Source organism: Candidatus Synechococcus calcipolaris G9 (genome assembly GCF_029582805.1).
GTDB lineage: Bacteria > Cyanobacteriota > Cyanobacteriia > Thermosynechococcales > Thermosynechococcaceae > Synechococcus_F > Synechococcus_F calcipolaris.
On the sequence record NZ_JAKKUT010000002.1, the window covers coordinates 1,716,323 to 1,730,108 of the forward strand.

Genomic DNA, 13,786 nt, shown 5'->3' on the forward strand with positions numbered 1-13,786 from the left:
ATGATGCTCAGTTTACTTTTAGTATTGCCGGTGTTGGGGGCGATCGCCCTGGGAATTAGCCCTGTAACCTTAACGGTGCGAAACTTTCGGCTCATTGCCTTAATTGTTGTTGGCCTGACTCTGGCATGGACAGTTGTGGTGGTGCAGCAGTTTGATCCTAGCCAACCCGGTTTACAACTCACAGAATCCTTGCCCTGGCTAGACAACCTAGGCTTGAGCTACCGCCTTAGTTTAGATGGATTATCCCTGCCCCTAATTGTCTTAAATGGTTTTTTGACGGGGGTTGCCATCTTTGCCAGCCCTAGCCAACTGATTCGGCCGCGATTTTACTTTATCTTGGTTTTATTACTGAATGCTGGGGTCAGTGGGGCATTTTTAGCCGATAACTTACTTTTATTTTTCCTATTCTACGAAATTGAACTTATTCCCCTCTACCTTTTAATTGCCATTTGGGGAGGGGCGCGGCGAAATTATGCCGCCACAAAGTTTTTGATCTACACGGCCCTGTCGGGAGTTCTTTTACTGGCGGGTTTCCTAGGGTTGGTCTGGTTAAATGGCGCGGCTAGTTTTGACTATAATCCTCTTCTAGCTCAGGCCTTACCCCTAACCGCCCAGGTCATTTTGCTATCTTTGATTTTGGTTGGGTTTGGCATCAAGATTCCCCTCGTTCCCTTTCATACTTGGCTGCCCGATGCCCACGTTGAAGCCTCCACACCCATTTCGGTGTTATTAGCCGGGGTTTTACTGAAATTGGGAACCTATGGACTGATTCGCTTTGGTGTTCAACTCTTTCCCCAGGCCTGGCAAATCCTTGCCCCTGTGTTAGCTACCTGGGCGGTGGTGAGTGTTCTCTATGGCTCCTTCATGGCGATCGCCCAGACCGATATGAAAAAAATGGTGGCCTACAGTTCCATTGGTCACATGGGGTTTATTCTTTTAGCCTGTGCTGCGGCAACGCCCCTGGCCCTATTAGCCGCCATTCTGCAAATGGTCAGCCATGGATTAATTTCCGCACTCCTATTTTTGTTAGTGGGGGTGATCTACGAAAAAACCGGCAGCCGCGATCTAACGAAATTGCGGGGGCTGTTGAATCCTGAGCGGGGTTTACCCTTAATTGGCAGTCTCATGGTGGTGGGGGTGATGGCCAGTGGTGGCATTCCCGGGCTAGTGGGCTTTGTGGCAGAATTTTTGATTTTCCGTAGCAGTTTCCCCATTTTTCCCCTACAGACCTTGTTCTGTATGGTGGGTACGGGCCTAACGGCGGTGTATTTTTTACTCCTGGTCAACCGTTCCTTTTTTGGCCGCCTTCCGCCAGAACTAGCCCAATTACCAGCGGTGGACTGGGGCGATCGCATCCCTGCTATGATCCTCGCCACCTTGATTTTAATTTTGGGCCTCCAACCCAATTTACTGATTCGCTGGAGCCAACAGACCGTGACCCTCCTTTCCGCTGCCACCCATGTAGCCCCCGCTATACCCGTTGCTCTTTTCTGGTAAAGCCATGACACCCCCTTCTTCCCTTGAGTTATCAACCCCTGAAGCCCAGGATATCCTCGATCGTTTGGGCCGCGGCGAAGCCCTCCTCCCCGATCATCCTCAAAATGTGCTTGAGGTGGTTGGCGTTCTAAAAAGCTATGGTGTGGTGCTAAAAGCCTATGCGGAAAATCTCTGCTACATTGCCGATCACCAATTTTTAGTTCTCTTTCCCTTTTTTAAGTACTTTAATGGTGAATTTTCCTGGGGGAAACTGTTGCGCCATTGGCTCCACGATCGCATCAACTACGAGTATGCCGAATACTGCATGCGAACGATGCTTTGGCATGGTGGCGGTGGTTTGGATACCTACCTAGATTCCCCAGAGTTCCGTCAACGGGCCACCCAGGCAATTCAGGCTAAGCTCAAGGGTAATCCCTTCATGCAGGGGGTCAATGCCCTCTTTCCTGAATTTTTAATCGAAATGGTGCGGATGCAGACCTACTACAGTGCCCTAGGACAGTTTTGGACGGTCATGTACCCCATTTTCCTAACCCTAAGCGATCGCTATGACACAGGAGAAATCACCTCAATTCCCGATGTTGTTGCCCATATTCGGGCCGGCCTATTAGCCGATGCCAGTTTGCCCATTACCTATGCCGTCACCTTAGGCCAAGAAACCTATGACATTATCCCCAAATCAGCGGGTCTAACCTTTGTGGCAGATACGGCTATTCCCTACGTGGAAAGTGTTTTTTTGCGGGGAACGCCTTTCTTTGGCATTATTTCCTATAATGCCCAAGCCCAGCAAATTTCGGCGGATCAGTCCCTCTTTGGCTACGGTGCCTTGTTTGCGGATCCCCTACCCACAGGAGCCGCTGGAATTCCCCCCACTCTTTTAATGCAGGATATGCGCCACTATCTACCCGACTATTTACATCAGTTGTATCAAACCCGCCTGCGGGGGGAAGATGACCTGCGGGTACAGATCTGTGAGAGTTTTCAAAAATCCATGTTTTGTGTGACAACAGCGGCAATGACAGCCCTATGTCCCTATCCTTGGAATACGGGTAACCCCACGGAACAGAAGGCTAACCGAGCGTTTTATCAATCCTGGCTCGATCGCCTAGGAGCGTCTCGACTCTGGATTGTACAGCACACTTAAAACGAATAAAAACAGATAAATTATCTTACGCATTTTTTTAGTTTCAGCGTCAATTTTATTTAACGTGAGTTCGAGATAAGTAAGGGGTCAAACATTGTTAAATGACGCACCGATAAAATTGACACCTTCTAATTTGGCATGGCAAAACTTAACCGATCTAAGTAGCGATCTCGTAGCTCATCTATTGTCATATCCATGGCGATCGCCTCAGCGTTGTGATCCTAGCCAAGTCTCTAGATCATGGAAATCTTGAAAATCCAAGAGAGCTTCCCCCAAGGATTCCAACTGTTCAAGGGATAACCCGTGGATCTGGCTAATGACCCCATCAGGAAGAGTTCCCAGTCGTCGGTGGAGTTGGCGGAGAATAAGAGTACATTCTCCTTCTAGTTGTCCTTCCTGTCGTCCACGCTGGAGGCCGAGCTGTTCCCCCTCTTGTCGTCCCTTCCGTTCCCCTTCCTGAAGAATCTCTTGATAAATCACTGACTCTCGCATCATTCCCTCCCGAAAAATGGTTTCAATAAGCTCCTTACTGTACTGTAACCCAGCCAATAGTTGAATGATGGTACTCAGTTCTTGCCGAGACTGTTCTGATTCAATTTGATCAATTTGATTAGCCACGATCTGCAATAGAGCTTCTTCGTTGTCAGTTTTTCCTAAGACGGCAAAGGGCAATAGGGCGGGAATATTAAAAAATTGTGTGGGGTCTTCTTCCCAAAGCTTCACCACACGGTAGCGATGGATTGTCGTTGGCAGTTCAAACACATCGGGCACATGAACCCTTGTCCGCCGCAGCAAGATCAAGACTTGAACAATCTCACACTGATAATTGCGATACAGCCTTAGCCAATAGTCCAGCATCCGTAAAGGCAATGTCGGCTCTGGCTCTACCTGAAATTCTAGATGGAGAATACAGTTTTGGGTCTGCACCAAAGTCACTGAGTCAGCCCGGATCGGTTCGAGGTTAAGCTCGGTTTTCAGGATTGATACATCTTCCGATGAATCCTGCAAAAGCCACTGAGTAAATGCAGTGGGATATTTTTCGGCTAGGTATTTGCAGAGGTTATCTCGCATTCCCCTAGCTTATCAAGAATGGTTGGACGTGATCGGGGCTATAGTAAGTAATACGTTTCTGAATTTAATCTTCCTGCGCTTTATTCGCCCTACAATTTATTTTATGAAATCTCGACATCAGTTTCTCGATCAAATCTATGAGATCGATCAAAGAAATAATGCCTATATGATTGAGGTAGCCCTGGATCAATATACGTATTTATTTAACGAATGGGATCCGGCTCCCTTTAAGCGGCGAGAACTTGACGTAGACTTGCAGCAATATTTAGAAAGCAGTTGCGATGAAATTCCAGCCCATTATGACATTGAGCTATGCTTTACCCTATCCCCCGGAACTCAAAATGCTGAATTGGAACATGAGGCCCGCTTGGGTTTGGAAAATAGCTTTAAGTTCAAGCTGTATCTCCTAAAACAAGAACTACGACGCATCAATACCCGCATGATTCGTTATGTTTTTGCGGGTCTAGGGACGCTGTTTGTTGCCCACCTGTTGGCCGAAAAGGCAACCATGAATACCATCGCTTCAGTTCTCAACGAGGGACTTTTTGTGGGTGCCTGGGTCTTTTTGTGGGAAGCGGTCTCTCTATTTTTCTTCTCAAACCGAGATCTCTACGATCGCTATAAAACCCTAAAGCGATTACGCACCGCCCAGATCATTTTTCAAGAGTCTACTTGATTTATAGCTGTCGCCTCTTCTCTTAGGACATTTCTAGTAAGGGGGGGTGGGGGCTTCGCCCCCAGTCAGGGGTTCCACCCCTGCACCCCGTCCTAACCTAGGTGATGATAGCTATATTTATTGATCGAAGTTCATTGATCAGGGTAGAAATGAAAAGCCTAGGGGCTTCACCTGCAAAAGGGCTTGGCTGAGGGCATCCTGGATATGACCATTGGTGGCTAGTACTCTACCGGATGCAATATCAAAGGGGCCGCGATCGTAGGCTGTAACCTCTCCCCCGGCTTCCTGGACTAAAACCACTCCCGCGGCCAAATCCCATGGTGAGAGTCCTCGTTCCCAAAAACCATCAAGACGACCACAGGCCACATAGGCCAGATCAATGGCGGCGGCCCCACCCCGGCGTACTCCTTGGGTGAGATGGGTCAGGTAGCAAAATTCTGCGTAGTTATTATCTTCCGTTTCTCGGCGATCGTAGGCAAAGCCAGTAACCAAAAGACTTTTCTCTAGTTCTCGCGTCTGGGAGACGGCCATGGGTTGACGATTGCGGGTTGCTCCCAGGCCGATCGCCCCCCGAAATAGCTCCCGATGAAAGGGATCGTACACCACCCCTACGGCGGGAAATCCATCGATCAATAGACCCACGGACACGGCACTGAAGGGATATTGATGGGTGTAGTTAGTGGTTCCATCCAAGGGATCAATGGCCCAGCAAAACCCTTGATGCTCTTGGCCAATCAACCCCGATTCTTCAGCCAAAATTTGATGCTCAGGGAAATGGCGTTGGATCACATCTAAAACCGCCACCTCGGACTGGCGATCGGCAATGGTGACTAGATCACCGGCGCGTCCTTTTTCTTCAACGGTATCTAGTTTGCCCCAGTAGCCCTCAAGTATTCCACCGCCGGCCAGGGCAGCTTCAGTAGCCACATCTAAGTAGCGGTGTAAAACCTCTTTATTGGGTAATCCCATCGTTACTCCTCATCTAGGGGAAGACCAATCCGGTTGGGCCCTTTGCCAAAATAGCGGCCAAACTGAAGCTCGTACACTTCATCTTCATCCTGGGTTTCCACTTCCAGATCGGAGCGGGCATAGCTGACGCACAAAAGGGCATAGCCTTGTTCTTGTAATGCAGTGGAGAGGCCCATGGCTTCCGGTTGATACACTTCACCAGAGAGAATTCTAACGGCACAGGTGGTACAGGCGCCATTGCGACAGGCAAAGGGTAATGCAATTCCCTGTTCTTCAGCGGAATGCAAGATATAGCGATCGCCCGTTACCCTAATGTCGTGGGTGACAATGGCAGAATCCGGGGAATGAGGCTCCGTGCAATGATTTGCGGCGGGAGTTAGGGAGCGAACGTGAATTTTGACATGATAGGTATCCATATCGCCTATGGTGACATATTCCTGGGTTGGTCGCTGATCTCAAATAAAATCCCTGCCATAAAACGCAGACTCATTTGTTTTAAGGGCGGTAGAATCTGCAAGAGATAGAGGCCAAAACGACGCAGGCTGACAAGACCTAGAAATTGATTGGAAAATAAACGATTGAGCAGATCTGTAAAGGCTAGGGTTAACCAATTTTCCCAGGTACGACGACGATGGTAGGCCCGTAATACCGCTGGATCACCAATATCTTTGCCCTGCTGGTGAGCCGTGATCAGGGCATCGGCTAGACTGTTCACGTCCCGTAGTCCCAGGTTTAGGCCCTGGCCGCCCACTGGATGACAGGTATGGGCCGCATCTCCCACCAGAACCAGGCGATCGCCCCAGTAGGAGCGGGTGTGCATTAGGCGGGTGGGAAATAAAAAACGTTTGCCCTGGAGAGTAACATCGGCCATGGTCGGGTCTAAATGGGGGATCAGTTTTTCCAGAAATTCAGCGTCATCTAAGGCCAACATCTCCTGGGCCTGAGCGTGGGGGAGGGTCCAAACAATACGGTAACGATCGCCGGTCAGGGGCAAAACACCCAAGGGACCGGTGGGCCAAAAGCGTTCATAGGCAATGGCCGGATGGGAGCGAGCTAATTTTAGGGTTGCCACGACACAGGATTGCCAGTAGGGCCAGCCTTGGGTTGTAATCCCCACAGTTTGCCGCAGGGGCGATCGCCCCCCATCAGCCGCGACCACCAGGGAACTTTCCATAATGGTAGGCGCAACCTGTTGGGAGGTATCCCCTGGTACCAGAGTCAATTGGCCAACCTTGTCCCCTAGCTGAAAATCTGAAACCCACCAGGGACAAAACCATTGAATATGGTTTGAATGTGCCAGGGCGTTCCGTAGGGTTTCGGCTAAGACATGGTGCTCGGCCACATAGCCAATGGCATCGGCTCCCAGATCCTGGGTTAAGAATTCTACGGTTTGGGGATAGGTACCATCGGACAGGCGCACCTGATCAAAGGCTTGAATGCGCGGATAGAGGGCTTGCCAAACCCCAAGGTGACTGAAAATTTGCCGGGCTACTTGATGGAGGGCGTAGGCCTGCCCCTTGGCGATCGCAACGGCCTCCGGCTGAGCTTCAATAATGGCAATCTTTAGGCCAGAGTCCCGCAGGGCACAGGCTAGGGTTAAACCAACAATCCCTGCCCCCACAATGGCCACATCCACCGATACCTGTGGGGAAGGGGGCTGAGCCGACATGTTCTGGACAGCAACGGCGTGATTCATACTAGCGGGCTAGGTAAAATAATCAAATTAGGCATCATTTAGATAAAATAAAAAATCAAAGAAATGAAGATTTGTGAACTCCCTTCCTAGTCTAGCGAACTCTTTTCCCCGATCTAAAAACAGCCAAAGCCGCGCAGAACCAGCGAATACCTATGGCCAAGCCCTATTCCTCCATGCCCATTGAAGACTGTGGTGAGCCGTTACAGCCCATTCCCCCGGAATTTTTTTGCTTGCGGCCCCATCCCTATCAATCACTAGGTGCTCCCTACGGTGCCGCCTCTCCCTTTTATCTCCGCCAGGGCGTGATCAAGGCCCTTCAGCTTGCCCAAAGCCAATTAAACGCACTCCATCCTGGCTGGCGATTAGGGATTTTTGATGGGTATCGGCCCCTGCCGGTTCAGCAATTTATGGTGGACTATACGCTAAAAGACTTGGCCCAGGCGCGGGGTCTGATTCTAGGGGAACTACCACCATCGCAGCGAGAGGCCTTAGAGGCCGAGGTCTATACCTTTTGGGCCATTCCCAGTGACAATCCCCTCACACCACCACCCCACAGTACCGGGTCTGCGGTGGATCTGACCTTAGTGGATGCGGAGGATCAACCCCTTGACATGGGGTCTGCCATTGATGAGTTGTCCGAGCGATCGCACCCCAATTATTATGAATCCCGTCAAGGCGATCGCACCCTATCCCTCCCAGATCGGGCCTATGCCAGCCAGGTGCATGAGCATCGCAGCCTACTGTACCAAATGATGCAAAGCGCAGGGTTTCAGCGACATCCCCAGGAATGGTGGCATTTTTCCCTGGGAGATCAACTTTGGGCCTGGCTAGAAACTCAACACGGTCGAAGGGCGATCGCCCGCTATGGGGGAATCCATTAAAAATCAACACCATTGATTGTGAGATAGGAGCTTTGGGCAATTTTTTCCTTCACTCGATCAACGTCGCGAATAAAAATGGTATTTCTGGAGCCATGACTTTTTTGATTTTGATCATCTAAACGTTTTAGTTGCCTTGAAAAGGGTTCATAGGTATAGGGTACAAAGTTGTGACTAGACATTGTTTCCATGATGTCTTTTTCATTGAAACCGTACAGCGAACCCGAGCCGATTAGCTCTAGAATGACGGTGTGTAGGGTGGGATTACTCAATAGTCCTTCTGCCCCACTTAAAACCGGCGTTTCGTAGCCTTCGGCATCAATCTTAAGCACACTTGGGCATTCACCTTCTAAAATCTCATCTAATTTTTTTACTTTTACGGTAATTGTCGGCGTATCTTCATCCAGTTCATCTCCTTCCTTAACGACGCGATTTCCAAAACTTCTGCGGGAGGTGTAGGCGGTAAATCTCAATTCCGAATCTTGATCTGAGACACCATAATTGAATGCTTTGACCTTACTTGTGAGTCTATTAAGGTATAAATTATCCATTAAATACTCATAGGTCCAGGGTACGGGTTCAAAGCAAATACTTTTGGCCCCCCGGACTCCGGAGGCAAGGAGAGTATAAATTCCCAAATTTGCCCCCACATCAACCAATAGATCCTCTTCGGACATCACATGGAGGAGATAGACCATATCCTCCCATTCATCCAAATGACATAGGAATGTTTCCCAGTAGGTGTCTGCCAGGATGATCTTAATTTCAGGATTATCAATAACTTGAAATAGGATTTTATTGGAGGAGCTATCTAGAAGAATTTTCGTTGCAATCTGCCACTTCCAAAACTTAAGCAGCATCGAAGTTTTTTTCTTGTTAATTAGGGGGTGGCTAGAAACAATTTCGTCACTGCGACGAAGCATATAAATAAATCTATCAAAATACTTTTTGGCCACCGATAGGATATTCATAGATAATGTTGTGCAGTGCTTTAGGGGCGTTAATTGACGTTAATACTTTAATAAATAATATCCTATTTCAGACTTGTTTCTCTGGTGGCGTTGATTCTTTAGATACAGCCATTCATCTGGGCAAAGTTGGGAGCCGTAATGTTCATCGAAGGGGTGGAGTTGATCGACCCATTGAACCCACCAGACAACCAGAGTAGGGGAATGGTAAAGAGGGCAACAGCGGCAACGTGACCAGAGATAATTAATGGGAGGGAGAGGGATTTGGGAGCTAACATGGGTTTCGTGCCTTTAACCTTGATGACTCTATTCTCCGCCACCTCTGAGAATAATGATGTGTTAGCGATCGCCCCTGCTAGTGATAGTTTTGGGCTTCGACCGTGAGCTAAATCACCCTAGTGCGGCAAATCCACTAAAATTGCCTCAAATTTTTCAATAGGTAAAAATCGTTGACCCTCGGTCCCTAGATGGTCACCACCGGGACAGGACAGATCTCCATGGTTTCAATAAGAGCCGTATCTAGGTCATAGTAGGCCCCGATGATCCTTAGGGCCCCCTTAGCGATCGCATCCTTAATTACTGGAGAAGAGCAGAGTCGCTGTCCCTGAAGTTGAACATTGGCTTTCACGGCATTGGCTAGGCGATCGCCCTCTTCCTGGGCTGAACGTTCTACCGCTGGTTGAATGGCATTGACGAGGGTATGCATCGCGCCGGGTAAGGGATTTCCGGCTAGGGTCGCCTGCACCGCACCACACCGCTCATGGCCTAAAATCACCACTAAGGACACCTGAAGCACAAAAACGGCATATTCCACACTGGCAATATCTTCAATGGCAGCAATATTCCCCGCTACCCGAATCACAAAGAGATCACCAATGCCCTGATCAAAAAGAATCTCAGGAATCACCCGGGAATCGGCACAACTGAGAATGGCCGCAAAGGGGGCCTGGTGCTCCGCCACTGAACTGAGGCGATTAAAGTCTTGGTGGGGATGGTTTTGCTGCTGCTCTACAAACCGTTGATTCCCTGCTAAAAGGGCAGCTAAAGCCTGATCTGGATTGAAGCTAGAGGGAACAAGATTCAGACTGCTCAGGTGGGGATTGCTCATGGGGAATTTTTGGTAATGATATTTTATTTTATCCTGCCCCCTTGCCAAGATGGGCCATCCCTGGGTTAAGTTGGACGTGTTGAAATGCTAAACAGTGTCAAAATACAATGAAATCAACTAAGTTTCTCCGTTTTGTGTTGATCCTGTTTTTGAGTTGTCTATTGGTTTTAAGTTGGCGATCGCCCGCCCTGAGTCAATTTAGCGTACCTAACTTGAGCCAAGTGAATGTGGTTCCTCCCCCTCCCAATATCAGCCGAGCCGGCCGCTTAGAAGCTGTTCAGATTACCTTTGACGGCGAACCACTGTTCATGATTGCCTCTGAGCTTGTGCGCGATCGCAGTAATCCGGGGGATCTAATGCCCGTTGAAATGCGGGCTGAACTGATTGAAGCTGGCCTCCAGCGAGTTGTGAAACTTGTGATGGAGCGACATGAGGGGGGAGGCATTCCACCCTTTCAAGTTGTGGTTGCCCAACTCAATCACGAAACAATTATTTTAGCCCAATCCCCCTTGTTTCGGCGCACCGGCACCATTCTCACCGTCACCGAAGCAGATGCCTCCTATAACGGCACCACCATTGAGAAATTAGCTGAGGAATGGCGGGAAATTCTTGAGCGACACTTAACCCAAGCCTTAGAAGAGCGCACCCCTGAAGCCTTTATTGAACAGTTGCGAAACGCCTTTATTACCCTAGCTGTGATGGCCGCTATTCTGATGGGCCTGATTTTCCTGGATCGGTTAGTTAAACGTCTTAATCGAACCGTTCAAGAGCGATTACTGCATTTACAGGAAGAACATTTACGGGAAGAAGTTACAACCACCGAAGTTCAAATGATGGCGGATCCAAGCCAACAGATGAATTTCCCTGCCCAGGCCCTTGCCTTTTTAGACTACCGGCGATCGCTGTTTATTACGGAGCAGGAGTATAAATTATTTTCCGCCCTATCCTATCTACTCTTTTGGGCGAAAGCATGGCTGGTCATTGCTTCTTTTGGCTTTATTTTCGCAGAATTTCCAACAACCCGGGATTTTGCCCAAAAGAGCTTAGACCTGCCCATTGTGTGGATTATCATGTGGTTTATCACCGGAGTTGTCAGTAAGATTGCTGATTTTGGCATTGATTGGCTAGGACGAGTCACGGAAAGAAATGATATTTTCAATGGGATTGATATTCACCGTAAATCCCTACGCATTTCCACGACCACCCAAGTGATGCGGGGAGTCAAAACCTCGGTCATCTACCTATTTCGTGGTACCTATATCATGACCACCTTGGGGGTTCCCATTACCTCCGTCCTGGCCTTAGGGGGGTTATTAGCCTTAGCCCTATCCTTTGGCTCCCAAAGTTTAGTCAAAGATATTATTAATGGCTTACTCATTATTTCTGAAGATCAGTATGCCATTGGTGACGTGGTGATGATCGATGACTTTGGGGGTGCGGTTGAAACCATGAATCTACGGATTACCCAACTGCGAAATGGCGAAGGGATGCTGATTACGATTCCCAATGGCACGATCACGAAGGTTGCTAATCTCACCCGAACCTGGTCACGGGTCAACTTTGAAATTGTGGTGGACTATGAAAGTGATGCGGAAAAGGCCCTCGAGGTGCTGCGTCAAGTGGTGCGCGAAATGTATGACGAACCGGAATGGAACAGTCGCATTATTGCCCCACCGGAGGTTTTAGGCATTGATGAGATGACCCATGGGGGAATGCTGGTGCGAATTTGGATTCAAACCAAACCCATTCAGCAGTGGGCCGTAGCGCGGGAATTGCGCCTGCGGGTACGCCTTGCCCTAGAGAAGCACAATATCTCCATTGGTCGTCCCCATCAGGTGCTATCCATGAATTCTTTTCATGCCAATAATCATTCTGATTATATTTCTGGGTTGAATGAAACACCTGGGACAGTTGGTTCCGTTATCCAGAAGCCACGAATAGATGGGAGAACATCTTAATGGCTGATTTTAAGGGATAGCTCTATGGTTCCCTGTTGGGACAGGAGTCGTATTTTGAGGGAGGATGGAAGATGACATTTTGTTGTTATTCGGCTAAACCATCATTCTCATGGGTAATTCTTTCGGGCATCTTTTTCGGATTACGACCTTTGGCGAATCCCATGGGGGAGGGGTCGGTGTGGTGATTGATGGCTGCCCTCCCCAAATAGATCTGAACGAAGGGGATATTCAAGCAGACCTGGATCGGCGCCGGCCTGGCCAAAGCCGGATGACAACCCCCCGCAAAGAAACGGATACCTGTGAAATTCTATCGGGGGTCTTCCAAGGTAAAACCCTGGGAACGCCGATTACCATTTTGGTTCGGAATAAAGATACCCGGCCCCAAGACTATGGGGAAATGGCCGAAGTTTACCGCCCATCCCATGCTGATGCCACCTATGATGCCAAGTATGGTATTCGTAACTGGCAAGGCGGGGGCCGCTCTTCTGCCCGGGAAACCATTGGTCGGGTTGCGGCGGGGGCGATCGCCAAAAAAATTCTTGGACAGGTGGCTGGTGTGGAGATTATTGGCTATGTCCGCCAGATCAAAGACGTGGAAGCCGCCATTGACCCCAATCATGTCACCCTAGACCAGGTTGAGGCCAATATGATTCGCTGCCCTGACCCCACCACCGCTGAGAAAATGATTGCCCTTGTCGATGACATTCGCCGTCAAGCCAATTCCGTCGGCGGTATTGTCGAATGTGTGGCCCGGAATGTTCCCAAGGGATTGGGGGAACCCGTATTTGACAAGCTAGAGGCGGATTTAGCCAAGGCCGTCATGTCCTTACCTGCAAGTAAAGGGTTTGAAATTGGTTCGGGATTTGCCGGTACCCAGTTGACGGGCCTAGAACATAATGATGAGTTTTACTCAGACGATCGCGGACAAATTCGCACTGTCACCAATCGATCTGGGGGAGTGCAAGGCGGCATTTCCAATGGTGAAAATATTGTCATTCGGGTTGCTTTTAAGCCTACCGCCACGATTGGGTCTGCCCAGCGCACTGTGAACAAAGAGGGAGAAGCAACGATTCTAGCGGCGAAAGGTCGCCATGATCCCTGTGTCTTACCGCGGGCTGTGCCCATGGTTGAGGCCATGGTTGCCCTGGTATTGTGTGATCATTTACTCCGTAACCATGCCCAGTGTCACTTATTGCGGTAGATATTTTCCGCCCAAAACCTGGGCAGCCCATTTCCATCGATCCATGAATAGGCGATAAGATGGTTCCTAAGGGTAGGTTGATTAGACTAAACGTATACCCACAGGTTTGTTTAAGTTTGTTTTATTTAAGGGAGAAAACCCATGGCAACAGGTCGGCGGGTTGCGCGTGTTGCAGAGTTGATTAAGCGGGAAGTGAGCCAAATGCTGATGTCCGATATCCGAGATGAACGGGTGGGGGCGGGCATGGTCAGTGTGACGGATGTGAATGTTTCCGGGGATCTGCAACACGCCAAGATATTTGTGAGTATCTATGGCTCCGATGCGATCCGTAAATCGACGATGGATGGTCTCAAGGCAGCATCGGGCTTTGTTCGCAGCGAATTAGGGCAGCGGGTGCGGTTGCGACGGACACCGGAGGTTGTTTTTGTGGAAGATCGCTCCTTTGAAAAGGGGATGCAGGTCTTGTCCCTGTTGCACCAACTGGAACGGGAACGAAAGGAGCAGGAACCCACGTAGTTTAGTTAAGTGGCTGGGTTCAATTAACCTAAACATACTGGTAAAGGCTATAGTCTCCCTGCCTGGGGGCTACACCGCGATTCCCTTCTCTTACCAGTAATTGTGCC

General features: G+C 49.3%; 14 protein-coding genes and 1 pseudogene. 7 read left to right on the forward strand and 8 right to left on the reverse strand.

Features of this window, described 5'->3' with window-relative positions; translation table 11 throughout:
- Positions 1 to 3: 3 nt before the first annotated feature.
- A complete protein-coding gene (locus L3556_RS11295; RefSeq protein WP_277867650.1) occupies positions 4 to 1,497 on the forward strand; it encodes an NADH-quinone oxidoreductase subunit M in 1,494 nt (497 codons plus the stop codon).
- 4 nt (positions 1,498 to 1,501) lie between these two features.
- Positions 1,502 to 2,638: a CO2 hydration protein gene (locus L3556_RS11300; protein ID WP_277867371.1), complete on the forward strand. Its 1,137-nt coding sequence runs from the start codon at positions 1,502 to 1,504 to the stop codon at positions 2,636 to 2,638.
- Between the two features lie 87 nt (positions 2,639 to 2,725).
- Here L3556_RS11300 and L3556_RS16335 read toward each other — a convergent pair.
- Together L3556_RS16335 and L3556_RS11305 are read right to left on the reverse strand one after the other, a co-directional pair.
- Positions 2,726 to 2,794: pseudogene (locus L3556_RS16335) on the reverse strand (pentapeptide repeat-containing protein); the annotation flags it as partial.
- 51 nt (positions 2,795 to 2,845) lie between these two features.
- On the reverse strand, positions 2,846 to 3,709 hold the full coding sequence (locus L3556_RS11305; protein ID WP_277867372.1) for an Rpn family recombination-promoting nuclease/putative transposase: 864 nt from the start codon (positions 3,707 to 3,709) through the stop codon (positions 2,846 to 2,848).
- Between the two features lie 103 nt (positions 3,710 to 3,812).
- Between L3556_RS11305 and L3556_RS11310 the strand changes: the two genes are divergently transcribed.
- Positions 3,813 to 4,385 (forward strand): hypothetical protein, encoded by a 573-nt coding sequence (locus L3556_RS11310; protein WP_277867373.1) that lies wholly within the window; start codon positions 3,813 to 3,815, stop codon positions 4,383 to 4,385.
- Between the two features lie 138 nt (positions 4,386 to 4,523).
- On the opposite strand, the gene L3556_RS11315 is transcribed toward L3556_RS11310, so the two are convergent.
- From L3556_RS11315 to L3556_RS11325, 3 genes are read right to left on the reverse strand one after another with little or no spacing between them, the layout of a single operon-like run.
- Positions 4,524 to 5,354: an inositol monophosphatase family protein gene (locus L3556_RS11315; protein ID WP_277867374.1), complete on the reverse strand. Its 831-nt coding sequence runs from the start codon at positions 5,352 to 5,354 to the stop codon at positions 4,524 to 4,526.
- Positions 5,355 to 5,356: 2 nt separating this feature from the next.
- Positions 5,357 to 5,770, reverse strand: coding sequence for a 2Fe-2S iron-sulfur cluster-binding protein (locus L3556_RS11320; RefSeq protein ID WP_277867375.1), 414 nt, complete (start codon positions 5,768 to 5,770; stop codon positions 5,357 to 5,359).
- Positions 5,771 to 5,775: 5 nt separating this feature from the next.
- A complete protein-coding gene (locus L3556_RS11325) occupies positions 5,776 to 7,023 on the reverse strand; it encodes an FAD-dependent hydroxylase (protein ID WP_277867376.1) in 1,248 nt (415 codons plus the stop codon).
- A 179-nt stretch (positions 7,024 to 7,202) separates the two neighbouring features.
- Between L3556_RS11325 and L3556_RS11330 the strand changes: the two genes are divergently transcribed.
- Positions 7,203 to 7,931, forward strand: coding sequence for a M15 family metallopeptidase (locus L3556_RS11330; protein ID WP_277867377.1), 729 nt, complete (start codon positions 7,203 to 7,205; stop codon positions 7,929 to 7,931).
- Here the strand turns inward: L3556_RS11330 and L3556_RS11335 are convergent.
- From L3556_RS11335 to L3556_RS11345, 3 genes are all read right to left on the reverse strand, one after another.
- On the reverse strand, positions 7,928 to 8,851 hold the full coding sequence (locus tag L3556_RS11335) for an FkbM family methyltransferase (protein WP_277867378.1): 924 nt from the start codon (positions 8,849 to 8,851) through the stop codon (positions 7,928 to 7,930). The genes L3556_RS11330 and L3556_RS11335 overlap by 4 nt on opposite strands.
- A gap of 146 nt (positions 8,852 to 8,997) precedes the next feature.
- On the reverse strand, positions 8,998 to 9,174 hold the full coding sequence (locus L3556_RS11340; RefSeq protein WP_277867379.1) for a hypothetical protein: 177 nt from the start codon (positions 9,172 to 9,174) through the stop codon (positions 8,998 to 9,000).
- Positions 9,175 to 9,359: 185 nt separating this feature from the next.
- Entirely contained in the window at positions 9,360 to 10,004 is a 645-nt protein-coding gene (locus L3556_RS11345; RefSeq protein ID WP_277867380.1) for a carbonic anhydrase, read from the reverse strand.
- Positions 10,005 to 10,111: 107 nt separating this feature from the next.
- On the opposite strand from L3556_RS11345, the gene L3556_RS11350 reads away from it, so the two are divergent.
- The 3 genes from L3556_RS11350 (at position 10,112) to rbfA (ending at position 13,679) form a co-directional block, all read left to right on the forward strand.
- Positions 10,112 to 11,962 carry a mechanosensitive ion channel family protein gene (locus tag L3556_RS11350; protein WP_277867381.1) on the forward strand — a complete coding sequence of 617 codons (1,851 nt, stop codon included), beginning with the start codon at positions 10,112 to 10,114 and terminating at the stop codon, positions 11,960 to 11,962.
- A 109-nt stretch (positions 11,963 to 12,071) separates the two neighbouring features.
- On the forward strand, positions 12,072 to 13,163 hold the full coding sequence (gene aroC, locus L3556_RS11355) for a chorismate synthase (protein ID WP_277867382.1): 1,092 nt from the start codon (positions 12,072 to 12,074) through the stop codon (positions 13,161 to 13,163).
- A gap of 141 nt (positions 13,164 to 13,304) precedes the next feature.
- Positions 13,305 to 13,679 (forward strand): 30S ribosome-binding factor RbfA, encoded by a 375-nt coding sequence (gene rbfA / locus L3556_RS11360; protein WP_277867383.1) that lies wholly within the window; start codon positions 13,305 to 13,307, stop codon positions 13,677 to 13,679.
- The last annotated feature ends 107 nt before the right edge of the window (positions 13,680 to 13,786 follow it).

Coding starts and splice junctions, on each gene's coding strand:
- L3556_RS11295 (WP_277867650.1), top strand. CDS start 4: ATGCTCAGTTTACTTTTAGTATTGCCGGTGTTGGGGGCGATCGCCCTG.
- L3556_RS11300 (WP_277867371.1), top strand. CDS start 1,502: ATGACACCCCCTTCTTCCCTTGAGTTATCAACCCCTGAAGCCCAGGAT.
- L3556_RS11305 (WP_277867372.1), bottom strand. CDS start 3,709: ATGCGAGATAACCTCTGCAAATACCTAGCCGAAAAATATCCCACTGCA.
- L3556_RS11310 (WP_277867373.1), top strand. CDS start 3,813: ATGAAATCTCGACATCAGTTTCTCGATCAAATCTATGAGATCGATCAA.
- L3556_RS11315 (WP_277867374.1), bottom strand. CDS start 5,354: ATGGGATTACCCAATAAAGAGGTTTTACACCGCTACTTAGATGTGGCT.
- L3556_RS11320 (WP_277867375.1), bottom strand. CDS start 5,770: ATGGATACCTATCATGTCAAAATTCACGTTCGCTCCCTAACTCCCGCC.
- L3556_RS11325 (WP_277867376.1), bottom strand. CDS start 7,023: ATGTCGGCTCAGCCCCCTTCCCCACAGGTATCGGTGGATGTGGCCATT.
- L3556_RS11330 (WP_277867377.1), top strand. CDS start 7,203: ATGGCCAAGCCCTATTCCTCCATGCCCATTGAAGACTGTGGTGAGCCG.
- L3556_RS11335 (WP_277867378.1), bottom strand. CDS start 8,851: ATGCTTCGTCGCAGTGACGAAATTGTTTCTAGCCACCCCCTAATTAAC.
- L3556_RS11340 (WP_277867379.1), bottom strand. CDS start 9,174: ATGTTAGCTCCCAAATCCCTCTCCCTCCCATTAATTATCTCTGGTCAC.
- L3556_RS11345 (WP_277867380.1), bottom strand. CDS start 10,004: ATGAGCAATCCCCACCTGAGCAGTCTGAATCTTGTTCCCTCTAGCTTC.
- L3556_RS11350 (WP_277867381.1), top strand. CDS start 10,112: ATGAAATCAACTAAGTTTCTCCGTTTTGTGTTGATCCTGTTTTTGAGT.
- aroC (WP_277867382.1), top strand. CDS start 12,072: ATGGGTAATTCTTTCGGGCATCTTTTTCGGATTACGACCTTTGGCGAA.
- rbfA (WP_277867383.1), top strand. CDS start 13,305: ATGGCAACAGGTCGGCGGGTTGCGCGTGTTGCAGAGTTGATTAAGCGG.